The 21,471-nt window shown below is 74.4% G+C and carries 21 protein-coding genes; 8 read left to right on the top strand and 13 right to left on the bottom strand.

Features of this window, described 5'->3' with window-relative positions; translation table 11 throughout:
- Window positions 1-41 precede the first annotated feature (41 nt).
- The 3 genes from AB0G14_RS26530 to AB0G14_RS26540 form a co-directional block, all read right to left on the bottom strand.
- A complete protein-coding gene (locus AB0G14_RS26530; protein ID WP_357701820.1) occupies window positions 42-1,157 on the bottom strand; it encodes a YihY/virulence factor BrkB family protein in 1,116 nt (371 codons plus the stop codon).
- A gap of 64 nt (window positions 1,158-1,221) precedes the next feature.
- Window positions 1,222-2,031 carry an ABC transporter permease gene (locus AB0G14_RS26535; protein WP_357701823.1) on the bottom strand — a complete coding sequence of 270 codons (810 nt, stop codon included), beginning with the start codon at window positions 2,029-2,031 and terminating at the stop codon, window positions 1,222-1,224.
- Between the two features lie 10 nt (window positions 2,032-2,041).
- Entirely contained in the window at window positions 2,042-2,842 is an 801-nt protein-coding gene (locus AB0G14_RS26540) for an ABC transporter permease (protein WP_357701867.1), read from the bottom strand.
- 163 nt (window positions 2,843-3,005) lie between these two features.
- Here AB0G14_RS26540 and AB0G14_RS26545 point away from each other — a divergent pair, with 163 nt between their 5' ends.
- Complete coding sequence (locus AB0G14_RS26545) at window positions 3,006-3,323, top strand: PadR family transcriptional regulator (protein WP_357701826.1); 318 nt, start codon at window positions 3,006-3,008, stop codon at window positions 3,321-3,323.
- Window positions 3,320-3,658, top strand: coding sequence for a hypothetical protein (locus AB0G14_RS26550; protein WP_357701829.1), 339 nt, complete (start codon window positions 3,320-3,322; stop codon window positions 3,656-3,658). Before AB0G14_RS26545 ends, AB0G14_RS26550 begins: the two co-directional genes overlap by 4 nt.
- Window positions 3,659-3,781: 123 nt before the next feature.
- Here the strand turns inward: AB0G14_RS26550 and AB0G14_RS26555 are convergent, their stop codons facing one another.
- Together AB0G14_RS26555 and AB0G14_RS26560 are read right to left on the bottom strand one after the other, a co-directional pair.
- Window positions 3,782-3,970 carry a DUF397 domain-containing protein gene (locus AB0G14_RS26555; RefSeq protein WP_357701831.1) on the bottom strand — a complete coding sequence of 63 codons (189 nt, stop codon included), beginning with the start codon at window positions 3,968-3,970 and terminating at the stop codon, window positions 3,782-3,784.
- Window positions 3,961-4,764, bottom strand: coding sequence for a helix-turn-helix transcriptional regulator (locus AB0G14_RS26560; RefSeq protein ID WP_357701833.1), 804 nt, complete (start codon window positions 4,762-4,764; stop codon window positions 3,961-3,963). The genes AB0G14_RS26555 and AB0G14_RS26560 overlap by 10 nt, the downstream gene beginning before the upstream one ends.
- A 432-nt stretch (window positions 4,765-5,196) precedes the next feature.
- Between AB0G14_RS26560 and AB0G14_RS26565 the strand changes: the two genes are divergently transcribed.
- Complete coding sequence (locus AB0G14_RS26565; RefSeq protein ID WP_357701835.1) at window positions 5,197-5,442, top strand: flavin reductase; 246 nt, start codon at window positions 5,197-5,199, stop codon at window positions 5,440-5,442.
- Between the two features lie 56 nt (window positions 5,443-5,498).
- Here AB0G14_RS26565 and AB0G14_RS26570 read toward each other — a convergent pair whose 3' ends face one another.
- Window positions 5,499-6,038, bottom strand: coding sequence for a hypothetical protein (locus tag AB0G14_RS26570; protein WP_357701837.1), 540 nt, complete (start codon window positions 6,036-6,038; stop codon window positions 5,499-5,501).
- Window positions 6,039-6,146: 108 nt separating this feature from the next.
- Window positions 6,147-7,079, bottom strand: a complete 933-nt coding sequence (locus tag AB0G14_RS26575; protein WP_357450704.1) for an ABC transporter ATP-binding protein — start codon at window positions 7,077-7,079, stop codon at window positions 6,147-6,149.
- Window positions 7,080-7,631: 552 nt separating this feature from the next.
- Between AB0G14_RS26575 and AB0G14_RS26580 the strand changes: the two genes are divergently transcribed.
- The 5 genes from AB0G14_RS26580 to AB0G14_RS26600 all read left to right on the top strand — a co-directional run bounded on the left by AB0G14_RS26580 (window position 7,632) and on the right by AB0G14_RS26600 (window position 14,611).
- The gene (locus tag AB0G14_RS26580; RefSeq protein WP_357701869.1) at window positions 7,632-9,767 is read left to right on the top strand and encodes a TRAP transporter fused permease subunit; all 2,136 of its coding nucleotides are present in this window, start codon (window positions 7,632-7,634) and stop codon (window positions 9,765-9,767) included.
- Window positions 9,764-10,783 (top strand): TAXI family TRAP transporter solute-binding subunit, encoded by a 1,020-nt coding sequence (locus AB0G14_RS26585; RefSeq protein WP_357701840.1) that lies wholly within the window; start codon window positions 9,764-9,766, stop codon window positions 10,781-10,783. Before AB0G14_RS26580 ends, AB0G14_RS26585 begins: the two co-directional genes overlap by 4 nt.
- Before the next feature lie 68 nt (window positions 10,784-10,851).
- The gene (locus AB0G14_RS26590; RefSeq protein ID WP_357701842.1) at window positions 10,852-13,257 is read left to right on the top strand and encodes a nitrate- and nitrite sensing domain-containing protein; all 2,406 of its coding nucleotides are present in this window, start codon (window positions 10,852-10,854) and stop codon (window positions 13,255-13,257) included.
- Entirely contained in the window at window positions 13,254-13,646 is a 393-nt protein-coding gene (locus AB0G14_RS26595) for a roadblock/LC7 domain-containing protein (RefSeq protein WP_357701845.1), read from the top strand. Before AB0G14_RS26590 ends, AB0G14_RS26595 begins: the two co-directional genes overlap by 4 nt.
- A complete protein-coding gene (locus tag AB0G14_RS26600) occupies window positions 13,643-14,611 on the top strand; it encodes a TAXI family TRAP transporter solute-binding subunit (protein ID WP_357701848.1) in 969 nt (322 codons plus the stop codon). The genes AB0G14_RS26595 and AB0G14_RS26600 overlap by 4 nt, the downstream gene beginning before the upstream one ends.
- 33 nt (window positions 14,612-14,644) lie before the next feature.
- Here AB0G14_RS26600 and AB0G14_RS26605 read toward each other — a convergent pair whose 3' ends face one another.
- The 6 genes from AB0G14_RS26605 to AB0G14_RS26630 all read right to left on the bottom strand — a co-directional run bounded on the left by AB0G14_RS26605 (window position 14,645) and on the right by AB0G14_RS26630 (window position 21,418).
- Window positions 14,645-15,181 (bottom strand): hypothetical protein, encoded by a 537-nt coding sequence (locus tag AB0G14_RS26605; RefSeq protein ID WP_357450691.1) that lies wholly within the window; start codon window positions 15,179-15,181, stop codon window positions 14,645-14,647.
- Window positions 15,182-17,074: a DNA primase gene (dnaG, locus tag AB0G14_RS26610; RefSeq protein WP_357701850.1), complete on the bottom strand. Its 1,893-nt coding sequence runs from the start codon at window positions 17,072-17,074 to the stop codon at window positions 15,182-15,184. It lies immediately after the preceding gene.
- Between the two features lie 113 nt (window positions 17,075-17,187).
- On the bottom strand, window positions 17,188-18,825 hold the full coding sequence (locus tag AB0G14_RS26615; RefSeq protein ID WP_357701852.1) for a BCCT family transporter: 1,638 nt from the start codon (window positions 18,823-18,825) through the stop codon (window positions 17,188-17,190).
- 89 nt (window positions 18,826-18,914) lie between these two features.
- The gene (locus AB0G14_RS26620; protein WP_357701856.1) at window positions 18,915-19,751 is read right to left on the bottom strand and encodes a siderophore-interacting protein; all 837 of its coding nucleotides are present in this window, start codon (window positions 19,749-19,751) and stop codon (window positions 18,915-18,917) included.
- 10 nt (window positions 19,752-19,761) lie between these two features.
- Window positions 19,762-21,075: a deoxyguanosinetriphosphate triphosphohydrolase gene (locus AB0G14_RS26625; protein WP_357701858.1), complete on the bottom strand. Its 1,314-nt coding sequence runs from the start codon at window positions 21,073-21,075 to the stop codon at window positions 19,762-19,764.
- Window positions 21,065-21,418 carry a VOC family protein gene (locus tag AB0G14_RS26630; protein WP_357701860.1) on the bottom strand — a complete coding sequence of 118 codons (354 nt, stop codon included), beginning with the start codon at window positions 21,416-21,418 and terminating at the stop codon, window positions 21,065-21,067. The genes AB0G14_RS26625 and AB0G14_RS26630 overlap by 11 nt, the downstream gene beginning before the upstream one ends.
- Window positions 21,419-21,471 lie beyond the last annotated feature (53 nt).

Below are 21,471 nucleotides of genomic sequence, written 5' to 3' on the forward strand. Positions count from 1 at the left end.
GGGTGGGCGGCGGGGCGTGGTGGGGCTGGGCTGGGGGCGGGTCAGCGGCGGTTGGCGGCGTTGCGCTTCTTCCTGAGTTTGCGGTCGTCGCGCAGCTCGACGTAGGGCTCCTCGTCCGGGGAGTGCCCGGCCTCGATGGCGCGGCTGCGCTCCAGCTCGGCGTCGAACTCCGCGCCGAGGAGGATCGCGATGTTGCTCAGCCACAGCCAGATCAGGAAGATGATCACCCCGGCGAGCGCCCCGTACGTCTTGTTGTACGAGCCGAAGTTGCTGACGTAGAGGGCGAACAGCCCGGAGACCACCAGCCAGATCACCACCGCCAGCACGCCGCCCGGGCTCACCCAGCGGAACCCGCCGTGCCGCGCGTTCGGGGAGGCCCAGTAGAGGATCGCGAACATCAGGCTGACCAGGAGCAGCAGCACGGGCCACTTCACGATGTTCCACACGGTCACCGCGGTGGAGCCCAGCCCGATCGCCTCGCCGACCTGCTCGGCGAGGCCGCCCGTGAAGACCACGATCACCGCGCTGGCCAGCAGCATCACGCCGATCACCGCGGTCACCCCGACGCGGATCGGCAGCGTCTTCCAGATCGGCCGCCCCTCCGGCACGTCGTAGATCGTGTTGGAGGCGCGCATGAAGGCGGCGATGTAGCCGGAGGCCGACCAGAAGGCGGCCAGCAGACCGAGGATCGCGGCGAGCCCGGCGAAGCCCCCGCTCTGCTGCGCCTGGTTGATCGCTCCCTCTACGATCTGCCGGATGTTCTCCTGCGGGACGGCCTGGTTGACGGTGTCCTTGACGCCCTGCGTCGCGCGCGGGCCGAGCAGGCCCAGGATCGAGACCAGCACCAGCAGGCCGGGGAAGATCGAGAGCACCCCGTAGTAGGTCAGGGCCGCCGCCCAGTCGGTGAGGTTGTCGTCCTGGAACTCCCGGAGCGTGCGCCGCAGCGCCGCCTTCCACCCGGTGCCCGGCAGCGCCGTCGGGCTCTCGGGGCCCTCGTCGGGCCCGACCGGGTCGCGCCCGGAGCGGTGCCGCCGCGCCGGATCCGGGCTGTGGTCGGCGCGGCCCGTCCGTCGGTCACCGCCCGCCCTGCCGGCGGCCACGGCGCCGGAATCGTCGCGGTCGCGCCCGCCTCGGGCGGAAGACTCGTCGGAGGCCATCGCCCCTCCCTCTGGTCGGCTCATGTCCCCCCGACATGCCCCGGCAGCGGCGACGATTAACCACCTAGCGGTAGAGCAACCTGCCCATCCGGCGCGAAGCGACCAGCAGGCCGACAACCAGCACCGCGAGCAGGTAGAGCACGTCGAGCACCCACGCCCAGCCGGCCGTGCCCACGGAGACGCCGCGGATCAGGTGCACCGCGCGGTAGAGCGGGGTCACCTCGACCACCCAGCGCAGCAGGGACGGGTACGCCTCGGCGGGGACGAACGTGCCGGAGAAGAGGAAGAGGGTGAACTGGGCCGAGCCCATCAGGTCGAAGTCCTGCCAACTGCGCATGAAGGTGGAGATCGTCATGCCGAGCGCGCCGAAGGCGAAGCCGACCAGCACCGCCGCCGGGAAGGCAACCAGGGCCCGGGCCACGGTGGTCAGGTCCATCCCCACCATCACCACGAGGAACGCGGCCGAGTAGGACCCGCCCCGCAGCATCGCCCAGCCCAACTCGCCGAGGGCGATCTCGAACGGCTGCACCGGGGTGGCGATCACCCCGTCGTACAGCTTCATGTACTTCATCTTGCCGAAGAAGTTGAACGTCGTCTCCGACAGCGCTCCGGTCATCGCCGACGAGGCGAGCATGGCCGGCGCGACGAACGCCGCGTACGTGACGACCTGGCCGCCGGGCAGCGTGAGGTCGCCGACCAGCGCGCCCACCCCGACGCCGATGGAGAGCAGGTAGAGCAGCGGCTCCACGAAGCCGGAGACGAGCAGCAGCCAGTAGACGGACTTCAGGGCCGCGACGTTGCGCTCGGCCACCGAGGTCGACCGGCGGGTCGCGGCGGCGACGTCGACCAGCCGGGGCAGGACGAGACTGACCACAGCACCCCTCCTAGACGACGAGCCGGCGACGGAACGCGCGGCGGGCCAGCAACCAGCCGGCGACCGCCCAGGCCGCGAGGTAGATCAGGTGGCCGGCGACCGACCACTGCGGAGCGACGCCGAGCGTCGCCGCCCGGCACAGGTCGACGCCGTGCCACAGCGGCGTCGCGTACGCCAGCCAGCGCAGCGCCGTGGGCAGCGACTCGACGGGGAAGAACACCCCGGCGAACAGCGTCATCGGGATCACCGCGAAGCGGAGCAGCATCGCCAGCCAACTGTCGGTGGACACCACCGACGCGTACGCGAAGGTCGGGGCGGCGACGGCGAGGCCGAGCAGCGCCACCACCGGCAGCGTGGCCACCGCCCACGGCGAGCGCAGCGCCCCGAACAGCGTCATCACCAGCAGGAACGCCGCGCTGGTGGTGAGCACCCGGAACAGCACGAACGCCAGGTGCCCGCTGAGGATGTCGCCCACCCGCAGCGGCGCGGCGCTCTGCGCGAAGTAGGTCTTGATCCACTGGAAGTTGCTGAACACCGGCCACGTCGACTCGCCGATCGCCGTCTGCAGGGCGGTCGACGCGATCAGGCCGGGCACGATCCACTCGAGGTAACGCACCCCGCCGACGCCCTGGTCGATGTACGCCCCGACGCCGACCCCGAACCCCAGCACGGTCAGCACCGGCAGCAGGAACGACGAGAAGACGCCGGCCCGCCAGGTGCGCCGGTAGCCGACCAGGTAGTGCGCCAGCACCGCCAGCGCCGGCACGCGTGGCAGCGACGGCCGCGCCCGCTCCCGCGCCTGTTGCGCCACGCTCACGCGACCACCCCCTTCACCACGGCCTTCCTACCCCAGGGGTACGACAGGCCGCAGCCACCCTACGACCGGCGTACGCACCTGTCGTGGCAGTTTCCGCTCCGAGCGGGGTCCCTCCGTTCCCTGGACAGGCTTAACCTACATAGGTAGCCTTGGTCTCGTGGAGCCACTCGGACGCATCGGTGCGGCGACGGTCGACGTCCTGCGAGTGTTGGTCGACAGCGACCGGCCACGCTGGGGGCTGGAGATCATCAAGGTCACCGGGCGCCCGTCCGGCAGCGTCTACCCGCTGTTGGAACGGTTGGAGCGCAACGGCTGGGTGACCTCGCACTGGGAGGACGAGACCGACCGCCGCGGCCCACGGCGGCGGATGTACCAACTCACCGCCGACGGAGCGGTGGCCGCCCGGCGGGTCTGCGCCCGGGCCGACACCCGGGCGGCGCACCACCGCCCGGCCCGACTACGGGAGGCACGATGACGTCCGTCCGGGCCGCGCTCGTCCTCGTGCGCTGCGCCGCGGCAGTGCTCCCCGGCCCCTCCCGCGCCCGTCATCTCGAACAGTGGCAGGCGGACGTGTACGGCGCCGCCGAACTCGGCATGTCCCCCCTGCGGCTCGCCGCGGGCACCCTCGGCGCCGCCATCCGGATCGCCGCCACCAGCCCGAAAGGACCTTCAGCCATGCAGCCCATCGGCCCGCTCGCCCTCGCCCTGAAGCTGATCGGCGGCACGCACGCCCGCCGTCGCGCCGCCACTCTCGCCGCCGTGTTCACCGCGACCCTGCTGGCCGGCGTCGGGCTGCTCATCGCCGGCTGACCGGCGACCGCTCCGCCGCCGGCCGCCCGGACCGGCACCTGGAGTGCGGGGTAAGCGCGGCGGCGTGCGGGAACACGTCCAGGCTGGCCACGCGGGGACCGGCAGGTGGCCGTGGTGGGCGAGCTACCGCCGGGCGATGCCCGAGACGAACGCCCGCCAGGCGGCGGGGTCGAAGGCCAACACCGGACCGCTCGGGTCCTTGGAATCGCGTACGGCCACCACGCCGGGCAGGTTGTCGGCCACCTCCACGCAGTTGCCGCCATCGGGGCCGCTGCGGGTGCTCTTGCGCCACCGGGCGCCGCTCAGGTCCATGTCTCCGCCACTTCCGTCATCAGGTTGAGGGACTGCTGGTGCGATAGTGCCTCACCGCGGATCGACTCCCACACCTCGACCATCTGTCGGACGTACTCGGCGCGGTCGATCACCTGGCCGTGGCGCTGTCCGGCGAGGTAGACAAGGTCCTCCCCCTGCGGCGAGGTGGCGATCACGAAGGGTCCGCCGAGCCCAGCGTAGGCACCGGCCGGGATCGGCACGACCTGGATCCGGACCCTAGGGAACGCCGAGCCGAGCTTCACCAGGTGCTCCATTTGCTCGCGCATCACTCCCGGCCCACCGACCCGGCGACGCAGCACGTACTCGTCGACGACGGCAGTGAGCAGCGGAGGCCGGTCGCGGGTGAGCAGCGCTTGGCGGTCGAGCCGGGTTGCCACCTGTTGCTCGATCTCGTCCGGCGCGAACAGCCCGCCGCCGGCCAGCAGCGCTCGGGCATAGCCCTCGGTCTGCAACAGACCGGGCACGCACAACGGCTCGAACGTGCGCAGTGCCGTGGCCTCCTGCTCGATGCCGGCCCAGTCGCGGAACCAGGGCACCACCGTCTCCCGGCTGATCCGTCGCTGGATGCGCTCGAAGCGCCCGTCCGCCTCGAACACGGTGTCGCAGCGGCGGGCGAAGTCGAGGCTCGGCCGGCGCTCGCACGTCTCCACCTTGGCGACCAGGGCGCCCGAATAGCTCAGCGCCTCGGCCAGCGCGGTCTGGGACATGCCACTGGTGGCCCGGGCGAGCCGCAACTCCTCCGCGAAGTGGTCCAGCATGGACGAGCGTTCCACGGACAGCCTCCGTACATCCTCGTACCGCCAGGGAACGGTCGCCGTACGCCCTGGTCGTCGGCGCGCGGGACCTCCCACCGTAGTCGGTTCCTCACCAGACTGTCACACAGCGGAACCGCTCACGGGATCGGACGGCGGGCGGAACCAGGCCGGGGGCGCCCGGAGACAACGAGGTCCAGGGCGCCCCCTTCCCACCTCGACGGAGGCTCACCGCATGCGACTCAGGTTCTGGCGCTGCCGGCGCTCGACGCCACCCGCCACGCTCCCTCGGCGTACGCCCAACACGCGACCGGCGTGGGCGACCGCGCCGACGGAGGTCTTCCCGACCGATGGCCCGGGACGCCCGGGGCGGCTGACCCGGGCGCAGGAATGGCGGGCGAACGGCGGCCACTGGCTACCGTCGCCGCGCCGGGCCGAGGAGGGCCCGCGCTGATGCCGCGCTACCGCCCGCACGTCGCGGCGCGCCCGTCCTGGCGCTGCCGGGTGTGCGGCGCCGCGTGGCCCTGCTCCCCGGCCCGGCTGGCGCTGCTCGGCGAGTACCGCGAGAACCGGACGGGCCTGCTGATCTACCTCGGCACGCTGATGTGCGAGGCCACGGGCGACCTGGCCGACCTGAACGGGCAGGCCGTGCCGGACGGGCTGGCCGACCGCTTCCTGAGCTGGGCGAGGGCGCGATGACCAGCACGGCCGATCGGCTCAGCTCGGGTGGCACCGCAAGGCCGGGCGCGGGCCGCTCAGCCGCGGACCGCCCGCAGCAGCGACAGCACCGCGGAGCCGAGCAGCAGCAGCCCGGCGCCGGTGCCGACGACCAGGCCCGCCGCCACCCCCGAGGTGAGCGCGGTGACCAGCCCGGCCAGCGCGACGGCGCACATGGCGACGCCGAGGGGCCGCAGCAGCGGGTCGCGCAGCACCGGCACGAGGGGGAAGAAGTGCAACCCCACCACGGCGCAGACCAGCACCGGAATGAACTCCGACCAGCCGGCGAGACCGAGTACGGCGGCGCCCAGCCCGGCGGCGGCGAACTCGGCGACGACGATCAGCAGGTAACGGCGGTCGGCGGCGCGGTCCCGGGCGGCGGCGGCCGCCCTCCGGCTCCGGGCCACCACGACCGCTCCGGCCACCGCGGTGAGCAGCGCCGCGCCGCTGGCGACGACGAGCAGGGTCCGCAACGGTTGGTCGGCGGCCGGCACGCTGAACCAGATGGTGGCGAAGACCCCCAGGTAGAGCGCGCCCAGCCCGGCCTGGTGGCGGGACTGGAACTCCAACCTCGACATGTGACCCCCGTGCTCGTCTCCGGCGGGCAGCGTGCCGCCGGCCCGCCGATGCTACGGAACGAGTCGCAGGACGCTGACGGCCCCGCGCAGCCGGTGGACGTGCGCGACTCAGTCGACCAGGGTCCGGCCGGTGAGGTGGAGGAAGACGTCTTCCAGGCTGCTGCGCCGGACCAGCACGTTGGCGGGGTGCAGGCCCAGCGCGCCGACCTCGGCCACGGCCGCGTCGCCGTCGGGGACGTAGAGCAGGATCCGGTCGGGCAGCACCTCGACCCGCTCCCCCAGGCCGTCGAGCTTGCCGGCGAACGCCTCCTGCGACTCGGCGGCGAACCGCAGCTCCACCACCTCCCGGGTGGAGTGCCGCTCGATCAGCGCGCGGGGCGAGCCCTCGGCGACGATCCGGCCGCCGTCCATCACGACCAGGCGGTCGCAGAGCTGCTCCGCCTCGTCCATGTAGTGCGTGGTGAGCACCAGCGTGACGCCCTGCTGCTTGAGCCGGAACAGCCGCTCCCACACCAGGTGCCGGGCCTGCGGGTCGAGGCCGGTCGTCGGCTCGTCCAGCAGCACGATCTCGGGCTCGTTGACCAGCGCGCGGGCGATGGTCAACCGCCGCTTCATGCCCCCGGAGAGCGGCTCGACCTTGCTGTCGGCCCGCTCGGTGAGCTGGACGAAGTCGAGCAGCTCGGCGGAGCGCGCCCGGGCCACCCGGCGGGGGATGCCGAAGTAGCGCGCGTAGGTCGTGAGGTTTTCCCGGACGGTCAGCTCCGGGTCGAGGTTGTCGAGCTGGGGGCAGACGCCGAGCCGGGCCCGGATGGCCGGGCCGTCGCGGACGGGATCCATGTCGAGGATGCGCAGCTCGCCGCCGCTGGGCGGGGAGATGCACCCGATCATCCGCATGGTGGAGGACTTGCCGGCGCCGTTGGGCCCGAGGAAGCCGAAGGCCTCACCGGCGCGCACCTCGACGTCGATGCCGTCGACGGCGGTGAAGTCGCCGAACCGCTTCACCAGCCCCCGCGCCCGGATGAGTGGCTGAGGCGTGGTCACCGCCCGACCCTAACCGCCCGGTCCGACAACGTCCCACCGGTTTGTCGGGGCGGGAGCCCGACCCCACCACCGGGACGCGCCGTGGGCCGACCGGGGCGCGTCCCCGCCGCCCCGGTCGGCCCGACAGGGGCGGTGGCCAGGTAGGGGACCCGTCGGCGGCCTGATCGGCCGACCGGGCGCACGGAGAGCGACGACACTACTCTCCGTCGCGGTGCCGCCGGGGCGGGCGTGCCCGCGCCGGCTGGTGGACGGGGCGGAGGAACCGGAGGGCGTTGTCGGGACCATAGTGGACAAGATGGATTCAATCGCCGCCGGACATTCCGCATTGTCGCCAGCTTCGGTTCACATTCCGATCAAAAGACGACCACAACCGCAGCATCTCTGCGTAATTGTTCACTCGCCGCCATTACCGACCGCAATCATGATCGGCAATATTCCCTAAGGTACGCAATTCGCGTATCGTGCCCCCTCGTGTCACCAGTACGTTCTTCCGGCGATCCCGCCCCACAGCCACCTTCCGTGGGCCCGGGATCCACCGTGGACGAGGACCCGATGCCGCTGCCGCCGGAACCGCCCGACAAGACGGATTCCGCCGGCGCCGATCCGCGCGACCTCGCCGCCCAGTTCGAGGACGAGAAGCCCGGACGGGTCCTCTCCGGGCCGGTCGGCGTCCTGGTCACCGGCACCACGCTCGCGATCGCGCTGCTCGCCCTCTGGCAGGTGTTCAGCCCGCTTTCGCAGGGCAGCAAGTTCTACCTCGTCATCTTCCTGGCCGGAGTCCTGCCGGTCGTCTTCCTGGCGTACCCGGCGAACCTGCGGCTGCCCGAGCGGCTGCGGCGCGGGGCCCGACGAGCGGGCGGGGAGAGCCGGCCCGGCACCGACGACCGCGACGAGGGCGGGGGCCCGACCGTGGTCGACTGGGTGCTGGCCGCCGCGGCGCTGGTGAGCTGCCTCTACCCGGTGCTGCCGGTCCCCCTCGGCGACGGCGGCGGCGGATACGACGCCTTCCTCGACCGGCAGGGCCTGCTGGTCGGGGTCGACGTGGCCATGGGCACCACGCTGCTGCTCCTGCTGCTGGAGGCGTGCCGGCGCACCACCGGGTGGATCCTGCCGGCCGTCTGCCTGGTCTTCCTCGGCTACGGCTACTACGGCGGGCTGCTGCCCCAGTCCTGGCCGGTGGCCCACGCCGGCCTCGACTTCGGGCAGCTCGTCGACGCCTTCTACAACTCCGACAGCGGCTTCTACGGCACCCCGCTCGACGTCGCGGCGACGTACATCGTGTTGTTCACCATCTACGGGGCGGTGCTGGACCTCTCCGGAGCCGGGCGGTTCTTCGTGGAGCTGTCCGCCGCCGCCTTCCGGCGCTCCCGGACGGCGGCCGGCCGCACGGCCGTCGCCTCGGGCTTCCTGCTCGGCACCGTCTCCGGCTCGGGCGCGGCGACGACGGTCAGCATCGGCGCGGTCACCTGGCCCGTCCTGCGCCGGGCCGGCTACCCGCCGGAGCGCGCGGGCGGCATGCTCGCCGCGGCCGGCGTCGGGGCGATCCTGTCCCCGCCCACCCTCGGCGCGGCGGCCTTCATCATCGCCGAGTACCTGGGCGTGTCGTACCTCCAGGTGCTCGGCTGGGCCACCGTCCCGACGGTGCTGTACTACCTCGGCATCCTGCTCGCGGTCGAGATCGACGCCCGGCGCTCGGGGGTGCGCCCGGTGGTGCTCGACACCGCCTCCCCGTGGCGGCTGCTGGGCCGGTTCGGCTACCACTTCCTGTCGCTGCTCGCGATCGTCGTGCTGCTGGCCGTCGGCTTCTCCGCGACCCGGGCCGTCGTGGTGGCCACCGTCCTGGCCGCGGTGCTGTCCTTCCTGGACCGGCGGCACCGGCTCACCCCGGCCCGGCTGCTGGCCGCGCTGAGCGCCGGCGTGCGCGGGGTGCTCGCGGTGAGCGCGGTCTGCGCCGCGGCGGGCATCATCACCGCCACCACCACCAAGACCGGCCTCGGTCCGCAGGCCGCGGCGCTGCTGGTCAGCGGGGCCAAGGCCGTCAGCTCGGATCCGGCCGTGGTGCTGGCGCTCACCGCGCTGCTCGCCGCCGTCGCCCTCACCCTGCTCGGGCTGGCCGTGCCGGTCACCGCGTCCTTCGTGATCGGCTGGGTGATCATCGGTCCGGCCCTGCTGGACCTGGGCGTCACCGCGCCGGCCGCGGCGATGTTCGTCTTCTACTTCGCGGTCCTGTCCGAGGCCTCCCCGCCGACCGCGCTCGCCGCCGTGGCCGCCGCCGCCGTGACCGGCGGCCGGCTGGTGCCGACCATGTGGCAGACCCTGCGGTACGCCCTGCCGGCCTACCTCATCCCGCTCGCCTTCGTGGTCACGCCGACGGGCCTCGGGCTGCTCGGCATCGGGGGCGCGCAGCGGATCGCCGTGGCGGGGGCGGTGGCCGCCCTCAGCGTCGCCGTGCTGGCGGTGGCGGCGGGCGGCTGGCTGCCCGGCGTCGGCCCGGCCGGCACGCCGGAGCGGATCCTCGGCGCGCTCGCCGGGCTGACGCTGCTCTGGCTCGAACCCGTACCCGTCGCCGTCGGCGCCGCCCTGGCTGCCGTCATGGTGGCGGGTGTGCTCGTCAGACGCGGCACCGCCGGCCCGACCGGCGTGCCGTCAGCAGGTGCAACGGTCACCCATGGGGAGGAGAAACAGTGAGACGGATCAACGTGCGGATCGCCGCGGGGGTGGGCACGCTGGCGCTCGTCGCGGCGGGCGCCGCCGGTTGCGGGGGGCGTCAGGACGGCGCCACCAAGGACGACGCCGCCAGCGAGATCACCTGCAAGGTCACCGAGAGCACCCGCGTCGGCATCGCCACCGGCAACGCCACCGGCGTCTACTACGTGGTCGGCAACGCCCTCGCCGGCCAGCTCTCCGGGGCGACCGACGGCAAGCTGAGCGGCACCGCCGCCGAGACCGGCGCGTCGGTGCAGAACGTCGAGCAGCTCGTCGGCGGCCAGTACGACGTCGCCTTCTCGCTGTTCGACACGGCGGTCAACGCGGTGCAGGGCAAGGGCAGCTTCACCGCCCCGCAGCCGGTCGAGGCGCTCGCCCGGATCTACGACAACTACACGCAGGTCGTCGTCCGGGCCGACGCGGGGATCGCCTCCGTCGCCGACATGAAGGGCAAGAAGATCTCGACGGGCTCCCCCAAGTCCGGCACCGAGGTCATCGCCAACCGCCTGCTGGAGGCCGCCGGCCTCGACCCGGCCAAGGACATCCAGGCGCAGCGGCTCGACCTGACCAAGACCGTCGAGGGCGTCAAGGACGGCAGCATCGACGGCTTCTTCTGGTCGGGCGGGGTGCCCACGGGCGGCGTGACCGACCTGTTCACCACGGCCGGCGACAAGGTGAAGTTCCTCGACATCAGCCCGCTGCTGCCCAAGATGGCCGAACTCAACCCGGCGTACCAGGCGGGGACCATCAAGGCGGACGTCTACAAGACGTCGGCGGACACCCCGACCATCGTGGTGCCGAACGTGCTGCTGGTCCGCAAGGACCTCAACGCGAACGTGGCCTGCGCGATCACCCGGACGGTGTTCGACAGGAAGGACGCGCTGGCCCAGGCCAACCCGGCGGCCAAGGGCATCAGCCTCGACACCGCCCGCAAGACCGACCCCGTGCCGCTGCACCGCGGCGCGGCCAAGGCGTTGCAGGACCTCGGCGCGAGCTGACCCGTCGGTGCCGGGTCCGGGCGTCCCGCCCGGGCCCGGTACCCCCCGACCCACCCCGGAAGGCCCGAGTGTCGCTTCCCGACCCCGCCGGTGTGCGCCGGCACCGGCCCACCGACCACACCGACCGGCTGTGGTCGGTACGCACCCAGCTGCTCGCGCCGATCCTGGTGGCCACGGTCGGTCTGGTGGTGCTGGGGGCCACCCAGACCGCCACCGCGCTGGACGCCTCCGCCGACGCGGACCGCGCCCGGGTGCTCGCCGGCACCGCGACGGCCACCGTGCGCCTGGTGCACGAGCTGGAGCGGGAACTCGGCGAGACGGCGGCCCTGCGCCAGCGGGGCGGCTCGACCGGCCGTCCCCTCGTCGAGGCGCAGCGGCGGCGGGTCGACACCTCCGTGGAGCGTTACCGCGGCGCCAGCCGGGACGCCCGCCGGGCCGCCCCGGACCTCGGCCAGGTGCTCGACGGCGCCGACGCGCAGCTCGGCCAGCTCGCCCCGGCCCGCCAGGCCGCGCTCAACGCCACCACCGCCGACCCGACCTACCTGGCGCTGGTCGAGTCGCTGCTCGCCGTCGCCGACGCGCTGCCGGCCCAGGTCCGCGACCGGGACCTGGCCAACGGGGCCCGGGAGGTGGCGGCGGTGGCCGCCCAGGAACACCTCGCCGCGCTGGAACGCGACCTGCTCCGCACCGTCTTCGTGCGGGGCGCGCTGGCGGACGGGGAACTGGTCCGCCTCGGCCAGTTGCGCGGCGCGCAGGAGCAGCGCCAGGCCGAGTTCTCCCGGATCGCCGGCGGGCGGTCGGCGGACGCGTACGCCCGGCTGGTGACCGGCACCGACGTCTCCACGGCGCGGCGGATGCGGGACAGCGCGCTCAACGCGGAGACCGAACCGGGCGGGCTGCGGACCGACGGCGACGCCTGGTACGTGGCCCAGAGCGGCGCCATCCGCCGGTACAACCTGCTCGGCCGGGAGCTGTCCGAGGAACTCGACCGCCAGGCCGCCGGCCTGGCCCGGGACGCCCGGCGGCGGGCCCTGGTCACCGGCGGCGCGACCACCGCCGTCGCGCTGGCGTCGCTGACCGCCGCCGCGCTGCTCGCCGTACGCACCAGCCGCCGGCTGCGCCGGCTGCGGGTCGCGGCGCTCACCATGGCCCACCGCGAGCTGCCGGAGCGGATCACCGCGATCGCGGCCGGCGACGGTACGCAGACCGAGGGGGCGGCCACCCGGCTCACGGCCGGCATCCGGCAGGGCCGGGACGAGGTCGCCCAGGTGGCCCAGGCGTTCGACACGGTGAACCGGGCCGCGCTGCGGCTCGCCGGCGAGCAGGCCGAGCTGCGGATGGACGTGACCCGGATGGCCGAGGCGCTGGCCCGGCGGATCCGTACCCTGATCACCCGGCAGCTGCGCCTGCTCGACGAGTTCGAACGCGAGGAGACCGACCCCGACGCCCTGGCCCGGCTCTTCGCGCTGGACCACCTCGCCGCCCGGATGCGGCGCAACGGGGAGAACCTGCTGGTCCTCGCCGGCGGCGAGCCCGGCCGCGCGCACGAGGGCGCCCACCTGCTGGCCGACGTGATCCGGGCGGCCGCCTCGGAGATCGAGGAGTATCCCCGGGTGGAGGTCGACGTGCCCACCGCCGCGGTGCACGGCGACGCCGTCGGCAACCTGGTCCACCTCCTCGCCGAGCTGCTGGAGAACGCCACCGTCTACTCGCCGCCGGACGCGCCGGTGCACGTCGACGGCCGGCGCACCGTCGACGGGCTCACGCTGCGCGTGCACGACCAGGGCATCGGGATCAGCGACGGCCGGCTCGCCGCGATCAACGAGCGGCTGCGCGTCCCCGCGATGCTCTCCAGCGCCGCCGCCGGCAGCATGGGCCTGCACGTGGTGTCCCACCTGGCGGCCCGGCACGGCGTGCGGGTGCACCTGTACGCCACCGGCGCGGGCACCGTCGCGCAGGTGGACATCCCGGAGTCGGCGCTGACCCGGGTCGAGTCGGTCGCCCCGCGGCCCGCCCCGCAACGGCGTACGCCGGAGCCCGCCGCCGCGGCCCCCTGGTTCCGACCACCGTCCACCCAGGCCGTCCCGTCCGTGTCGACCGGCGCCCGGCCGGGCGAGCCGGGCGACCCGGCCGCCCTGCCCGACATGGCCGGCATCCACCGCGCGCCGACGGTCGCGCTCCCGGTGCTCAAGGCGCGGCCGGCGGGCCCCGCCACCGCGCCGCCCCCGCCGGTCTCCGTCCCCGCGCCGCCCCCGCCCGGCCCGGCGCCGGCCTCCACCACCGGGGTCGGGCTGCCCCGCCGCACCCGGGGCGGCCAACTCCCGGCCGCGCTGCACGACGCCCCCGCGCCGCCGCCGAAGGACGACCTGCTCGACCCCGAGCTGGTGCGCTCCCGGCTGTCCGCGCTCGCCGAGGGCGTCGCCGCCGCGACGCGACGTACCCAGCAGACGACACCCCCCAGGAGAACCCCATGACCCCATCCGCGAGCGCCGGCCTCGACTGGCTGCTGGCCAACTTCGCCGAGCAGGTGCCGGACGTGTCGCACGCCCTCGCCGTCTCCGGCGACGGGCTGCGGCTGGCGGCCTCCCCCGATCTCGCGCCGGACCAGGTGGACCAGCTCGCCGCCGTGATCAGCGGCCTGGCCAGCCTGACGGTCGGCGCCGCGCGGCTGATGTCCGCCGGCCGGGTACGCCAGCAGATCGTCGACATGGACGGCGGGGTGTTGCTGGTGATGGCGGTGGGCGAGCGCGCGCTCGTCGGGGTGCTGGCCGCGCCCGGCTGCGACCTGGGCCAGATCGGCTACGAGACCGCCATGCTGGTCCAGCGGGTGGCGGAGGCGCTGGAGCCGGCGGTCCGGGCGTGACCGGACGGCCCCGACGGCTGCTGGCGGCCCTGCTGGCGGCCCTGCTCGCCGCCGGCTGCGGCACGTCCGAGGCCGGGCCGCAGCCCTGGCACGGCGGTCGCATCTTCCTCGCCACCGGCAACACCACCGGCGTCTACTACCAGCTCGGCGGCGGCTACGCCGACGTGATCAGCCGCCACCTGCCCGGCTACGAGGCCCGGGCCGAGCCGACCGGGGCGTCGGTGGAGAACATCAACCGGCTGGCCAGCGGCGACATGGAGATCGCGTTCAGCCTCGCCGACACGGCCGCGGACGCGGTGCAGGGGCGTGGGGCCTTCGAGGGCCAGCCCCAGCCCGTCCGGGCGCTGGCCCGGGTCTACAGCAACTACACCCACGTGATCGTCCGGGCCGACGCGAAGATCACCGCCCTGTCGGGGCTGCGCGGCAAGCGGGTGTCCACCGGCTCCCCGAAGTCCGGCACCGACATCATCGCCGGGCGCCTGCTGGCGGCGGCCGGCCTCGACCCGGACCGGGACGTCCGCCGGGCCGCGCTGTCCCTGCCGGAGACGGTCAAGCGGATGCGGGCCGGCACGCTCGACGCGATGTTCTTCTCCGGCGGCCTGCCCACGCCGGGCATCGCCGACCTGCTCTCCAGCGCCCCGGGGACGTTCGCGCTGCTGCCGATCGCCGACCTCATCGAGCCGCTCGGCGCCCGGCACGGCTCGGTCTACACCACCGCCGAGCTGCCGAAGGAGGTCTACGGCACGACGAGCGCCACGCCGACCGTCACGGTGGCGAACGTGATCCTGGTCGGCGCCGACATGCCCGACCAGTTGGCGTACGACCTGACCCGGCTGCTCTTCACCTACCAGGCCGACCTGGTCGGCGTGCACCCGGAGGGCGGCAACTTCACCCGGCAGAGCGCCGCCGGCACCGACCCGATCCCGCTGCACCCCGGGGCGGCCCGCTTCTACCGGGCCGGCTGACCGACGCCGGCCGGCCGGGCATGGCCGGGCGCGTCAGGCGTCCGCCGGGGTGGTGGCGGCGCGGGCGGCGGCGACGAGGCGGTCGGTCTCGGCGAGCACGTCGGGGTCGTCCGCCGGGGTGCCGGGGTCGAGGCGGACCGTCCAGGTGAGGCCGTCCACGCCCGGCGCCCGCCGCGCGGCGACCCGGCCCGCGCCGCCGGGCACCGGGTGGTGCCGGGTGTACGCCACCGAGCGGGTGACCCGCTCCCGCACCTGGTGCGGCAGCTCACCCGGGTCGAGCAGCAGGTAGGTCTCGGCGGGGCAGTCCGCCACCACCAGGTAGCCGTCGCGTTCGGCGACCCGCTCGGCCGGCGTGACGGTGAGTTCCCGGCCGGACCAGACCGCCTTGAGGATGTCGTGCCAGCCCAGTCGGTGCGCCCGGCCGGGCAGCCAGAGCCCGAGGTTGCTGGCCACCACCACGCCGTCGCCCTCGCCGTTGCCGGCCGCGGCCCAGGCGAGCACCCGCTCGTCGGGGGCCAGCGGCGGCCGGGCGGCCGTCGGCAGCTTCGGCCTGCGGCGGAACAGTCCCATCTACAGTCCTCCCGCGGCCTGCTCGCGCAATGCCCGGGCGTGCTGCTCAAGCGAGAGCAGCTCGCCGAAGGCGGCGAAGTACTCGTCCTTGTTGTTGACCGGGTTGATCCGCTGGATCCGGGACTTCAGGTCCCTGATCCGGCCGGTCACCGAGCCCCACTGCAACCGGGCGATCGTGACCGAGACGTAGCGCGGGTCGGGGTCGCCGTCGATGCGCAGCGGCTCCACGGCCAGCTCGCCGACGAGCGCCCGGGCCGCGAGGTCCTCGCAGGCGTCGCGGACGGACTCGATCCAGACCGCGCCGCCGGTCGCCGTGGCGGCCCCGCCGACGGCCGCGACGGCCGCCCGCACCGCCACGTGCACGGGGTGGCGGTACTCCGACGCCTCGACCGCGTCGAACATCGGCCCGGCCAGCACCGGCTCCTGGAGCGCGAGCTTCAGCGCCTCCCGCTCGACCATCGACTGCGGGTTGTCGACGACCGGCTCGGCCGGGGCGGGGCGGGCCGGCGGCGGGGTGTCCCGACCGGGCGGGGCGGACGCGGCGGCCAGCACGGCCCGCTGCACCGGCTCGATCTCCATGCCGAGGTCGCCGGCGAGCTTGCGGACGTACTCCGGGCGCTTCTCCCGGTCCTTGATCTTGGCCACCAGCGGCGCGGCCCGGCGCATCGCCTCCACCCGGCCGTCGACGGTGTCGAGGTCGTACCGGCTGATGACGTGCCGCAGCGCGAAGTCGACCAGCGGCTCGCGGCGGGCGACCAGGTCGCGGACCGCCATGTCGCCCTTGGCCAGGCGCAGGTCGCACGGGTCCATGTTGTCGGGGCTGACCGCGATGAAGGTGCGCCCGACGAAACGCTGGTCGTCCTCGAAGGCCCGCAGCGCGGCCTTCTGGCCGGCGGCGTCCCCGTCGAAGGTGAAGATGACCTCGCCGGCTCGCTCGTCGCTGTCGAAGAGCACCCGGCGCAGCACGCCGATGTGGTCCGCGCCGAACGCCGTGCCGCAGGTCGCCACCGCCGTCGGGACGTCCGCCAGGTGACAGGCCATCACGTCGGTGTAGCCCTCGACCACGACCACCTTGCCCTGCTTGGCGATCTCCCGCTTGGCCTGGTCGATGCCGTAGAGGACGTGCGACTTCTTGTAGATCGGCGTCTCGGGGGTGTTGAGGTACTTCGGGCCGTCGTCGTCCTCGAAGAGCTTCCGGGCGCCGAAGCCGATGACGTCGCCGGTGATGTCGCGGATCGGCCACATCAGCCGCCGCCGGAACCGGTCGATCAGCGTGCCGGAGCGCGACGGCCGGGACAGCCCGCCGGTGACCAGTTCGTCGTGGGTGAAGCCCTGCTGGCGCAGGTGCTTGGTGAGCAGGTCCCAGGCGTCCGGGGCGAACCCGCAGCCGTAGCGCTCGGCGGCGGCCCGGTCGAAGCCGCGCCGGGCCAGGAACTCCCGGGCCGGGCGCGCGCCGGCCGTGGTGAGCTGGGCGCGGTAGAACTCCACGGCGGCGGCGTGCGCGGCGACGAGGCGCTGCCGCTGCCCCTGCTGCGGGCGCGGCCGCGGCGCGGCGGAGTCGCCCTCGACGTAGCGCAGCTGGATCCCGGCCCGGGCGGCGAGCCGCTCCACCGACTCGACGAAGCTGAGGTGCTCGGCGTCCATCAGGAACTTGATCGCGTCGCCGCCGGCGCCGCAGCCGAAGCAGTACCAGACGTTGCGGGCGGGCGAGACGTTGAACGAGGGGCTCTTCTCGTCGTGGAACGGGCACAGCCCCTTGAGGTTGCCGCCGCCGGCCGACTTCAGGGTCACCGTCTCCGAGATGACGTCGGCGATCGAGCTGCGCTCCCGGACCAGCGCGATGTCCTCGTCCCGGATCCGCCCAGCCATGTCCGCCACCCCCTCGCCGTACATCCTGCCCTGCCCGACCGGCGTCGCGCCGGCGGGGGACACCGGGTGTGGCGACCAACGCCGCCACCTCGGCGGTTCCGCCGGCGCGACCGCTCACCCCGGGCGGGCCGCGCCGGTCACCGCGGCCGGCGCCGCAGGTAGCGCCGCACCGGCGGCGGGTCCTCCTCCTCGTACGACCGGGCGGCGCGGATCGCCGCGGCCAGGCCGTAGCGGCGGGCCCGGGGCGGCGGGTTGACCGCCGGGTCTCCGGCCATGTCCCGGACCAGCGCGACGGCCAGGCCGAGCATGACCACCACGAACGGCAGCGCGACCAGGATGGTCGCCTGTTGCAGCGCGTCCAGCCCGCCGACCAGCAGCAGCACCGCGGCCACCGCGCCGATCAGCACGCCCCAGACCACGACCAGCGCGCGGTGCGGGCGCAGCGCGCCCCGGGAGGTCAGCGAGCCGAGCACCAGCGCGGCGGAGTCGGCGCCGGTGACGAAGAAGAGCGCGACCAGCACCATCGCCAGCAGGGTGGTCAGGCCCGCCAGGGGCAGGGCCTCGAGCAGGCCGAAGAGCGCCCGCTCGGTGCCCGCGCCGACGTCGGCGACCAGGTCCCGGGTGCCGGTGGCCTGCACCCGCAGGGCGCTGCCGCCCATCACCGCGAACCAGACCACGCTGGCCCCGCTGGGCACCAGCAGCACGCCGACGACGAACTGCCGGACGGTGCGGCCCCGGGAGATCCGGGCGATGAAGATGCCGACGAACGGGGCCCAGGAGATCCACCACGCCCAGTAGAAGATCGTCCAGGAGCCCAGCCAGGCCGGGTCGGAGAACGCGCCGGTACGGGTGGACATGGTGATCAGGTTGCTGAGGTAGTCGCCGACCGACGCGGGCAGCACCTCCAGCGCGTAGATGGTCGGGCCGGCCACGAACACGAAGACCATCAGCGCGACGGCGAGCACCACGTTGGTGGTGGACAGCCACTTGATGCCCTTGTGCAGGCCGGAGAAGGCGGAGACGACGAAGGCCAGGGTGAGAGCGGCGATCACCACCAGCTCGACGGCCGTGCTGTCCGGCACGGGGGTGACCAGGTCCAGCCCGGCGGCGACCTGGAGGGCGCCGAGGCCGAGGCTGGTGGCCGAGCCGAAGACGGTGGCGAAGACGGCCAGCAGGTCGATCGCCCGGCCCACCGGGCCGTCCACCCGCGCGCCGAGCAGCGGCTGGAAGGCCGCCGAGATGCGGTTCTCCCGCCCCTTGCGGAACGTCGAGTACGCCAGCGCGAGCGCCACCACCGCGTAGATCGCCCACGGGTGCAGCGTCCAGTGGAAGAGCGTGTACTGCATCGCCACCGCCCCGGCCGCCCCGGTGTTCGGCGCGACGCCGCTGGCCGGGGGCGGCGCGGCGTAGTGCTCGATCGGCTCGGCGACGGCGTAGAAGACCAGGCCGATCCCCATGCCGGTGCTGAACATCATCGAGACCCAGGCGAGGGTGCTGAACTCCGGTTCGTCCTCGTCGGCGCCGAGCCGGATCCGGCCGAACTTCGTCGCGGCGATGACCACCGAGAGCACCAGGAAGGCATCGGCGGCCACCACGAAGAACCAGCCGAAGGTGCTGATCGCCCAGCCCAGGCCGGACTCGCCGAAGCCGGCCAGGGACCTCCGGCCCAGCACGCCCCAGGCCACCACGGCCAGCACGCCGCCGACGCTGAGCGCCAGCACCACCGGGTCGACCCGGCCCACGGCCTGCGGCCGGTCCCGCACCTGCTCGCTCATGGTCACCCCCCGCCCATCCTGCTGGGCACGGGGACGACACACGGCGATATCGGGCGAACGCCCGCTCCCGGGGTGCCCGGGAGGGCCACTCAGGCGGGGACGGCGGCGGACTCCTCGGCCTCGACCTGGCGGTTCCAGTCGGGCTTGCTGGCGCGCCAGCCCTCGTCGTCCATGCCCCGGCGCCAGTAGCCGGAGATGGAGAGCCGGTCGCGGGGGACGCCACGCTCCGCGCGGAGCAGGCGGCGCAGCTCCTTCACGAAGGTCGCCTCGCCGTGGACGAAGGCGTGCACCTCGCCGGGCGGGAACTCCAGGTCGCGGACCGCCGCGACCAGGGCCTCCCCGACCGGGCGCCCGCCCCGGTGCAGCCAGGTCAGGCGCACCGCGCCCGGGCTGGCCAGCCGCTGCTCCTCGGCCGGGTCGGCGACCTCGACGAACGCGACGGCCGGGGCGCCTGCCGGCAGCCGCTCCAGGGCGGCGGCGATCGCCGGCAGCGCGCTCTCGTCGCCGACCAGCAGGTGCCAGTCGGCGTCCGGGCTCGGGGCGTACGCGCCGCCGGGGCCGACGAAGTGCACCGGGTCGCCGGGGCGCAGCGCGGCCGCCCACGGCCCGGCGAGCCCCTCGTCGCCGTGGTGCACGACGTCGACGGTCAGCTCCCCGGCCAGCGCGTCCCAGGCCCGCACCGTGTACGCCCGCAGCCGGGGCCACTGCTCCCGGGGCAGGTCACGGCGGATCGCGGCGAGGTCCATCGGGCTCGGGTGGTCGACCCCCGGCACCGGGAACACGATCTTGATGTAGTGGTCGGTGAACTCGCCCACCGGCAGGCCGGTCAACTCCTCCCCGCCGAGCACGAGCCGGATCAGGTGGGGGGTGGGCCGCTCGGTGCGCAGTACCCGGGCGGACGTGACCTTCTTCGGGCGTTCCGTCATGCTGGTTAGGCTAACCTAAGTAATCCGGGTCGCCCATTACCGGCCCTCCACCGGCTGCGGGCCGGGCGCGCCCGGAGCCGGGCACCAGCCGCGCGTGCCAGGCCACCGCCGCCGGGTCGGTGAGCGAGGCCACCTGGTCGATCACCACCCGGAGCCGGGCGGCGTCGTCCGGCGCGGCCCGCCAGAGCGGCGCGAAGACCGGGTCCAGCGCGTCCGGCGCCCGGCCGGCCAGGGCGTGCACCAGGTCGGCCAGCACCTCCCGCTGCCGCCGGTAGCGGCCCTCGGCGCCGGGGCGGCGCATCACGTACCGCAGGGCGATGCCCTTGAGCAGCGCGCACCGCGCCCGGATCCGCCGGGGCACCACCAGATCGGCCGCGTACCGGCGGTGGGGGCCGGGACCGTACCGCTCCTCGGTGGCCGCCACGACGGTCGAGACGAACCGGCCGGTCAGCACGCTGGTGGTCGCCTTGAGCGCGGCCAGCGCGCGGTGGCTGCCGTCGTAGCCGGCCAGCGGGGCGAGCACCGGGTCGTCGAGCAGCTCCCGCAGCACCTCGTCGAGGTCGGCCGGGGACTCGCCGGAGTAGGTGGCCGCGACGTCGGCGCAGAGCGCGGCCCGCTCGTCGGCCTCGTCCAGCAGCGGGCGCAGCGTCACGTACCCGCCGTGGATGCCGTCCTCGACGTCGTGCACCGAGTACGCGACGTCGTCGGCCCAGTCCATCACCTGCGCCTCCAGGCAGCGCCGGTCGTCGCCCGGGCCGCCGGCACGCAGCCAGGCGAATACTGGCAGGTCGTCGTCGTACACACCGAACTTGCGCTGGTCCGAGCGACGCGGCCACGGGTACTTGCTGACCGCGTCGAGCGAGGCGCGGGTGAGGTTCAGGCCGGCGGACGTGCCGTCCGGGGCGACCACCTTCGCCTCCAGCCGGGTCAGCACCCGCAGCGTCTGCGCGTTGCCCTCGAAGCCGCCGCAGCCGGCGGCCAGCACGTCCAGCGCGTCCTCGCCGTTGTGCCCGAACGGCGGGTGCCCCAGGTCGTGGGCGAGCCCGGCGGTGTCCACCACGTCCGGGTCGCAGCCCAGCCGGGCGCCCATCTCCCGGGCGATCTGCGCGACCTCCAGCGAGTGGGTCAGCCGGGTACGCAGGAAGTCGTCGGTGCCGGCCGTGTGCACCTGGGTCTTCGCGGCGAGCCGCCGGAACGCCGCCGAGTGCAGCACCCGGGCCCGGTCGCGCTCGTACGCCGACCGCCCGTACCCGGTGTCCTTCGGCGGCTCGCCGACCCAGCGGGCCGTGTCCGGGTCGTCCGGCCCCGGACGCTCAGTCCGCACGCTGCCGCAGCACGCAGAACTCGTTGCCCTCCGGGTCGGCGAGCACGGTCCATTCGACGTCGCCCTGGCCGATGTCGACGTGCCGGGCGCCCATGTCGACCAGCCGCTCGACCTCGGCCTCCTGGTCGTCGGGGCGCAGGTCGATGTGCAGCCGGTTCTTGGTCTCCTTGTCGTTGGCGACGGGCACGAAGGTGATGCCCGGCAGCCGGTCGGCGGACCGGCGGATCTCCACCCCGTCCGGCTGCTCGGCCACCACCTGGTAGCCCAGTGCCTCGGCCCACCAGCGGGCGAGCCGGGCCGGGTCCCGGGCGTCGACGGTCAGGCTCTCCCAGGCGCTGCTCATGCCGATCAGGTTACGCCCGGACGGCCGGAACGGCTCGCCGCTGGCGCGCGCCG

The sequence above is a fragment of the Micromonospora sp. NPDC023814 genome, from assembly GCF_040639595.1.
GTDB lineage: Bacteria > Actinomycetota > Actinomycetes > Mycobacteriales > Micromonosporaceae > Micromonospora.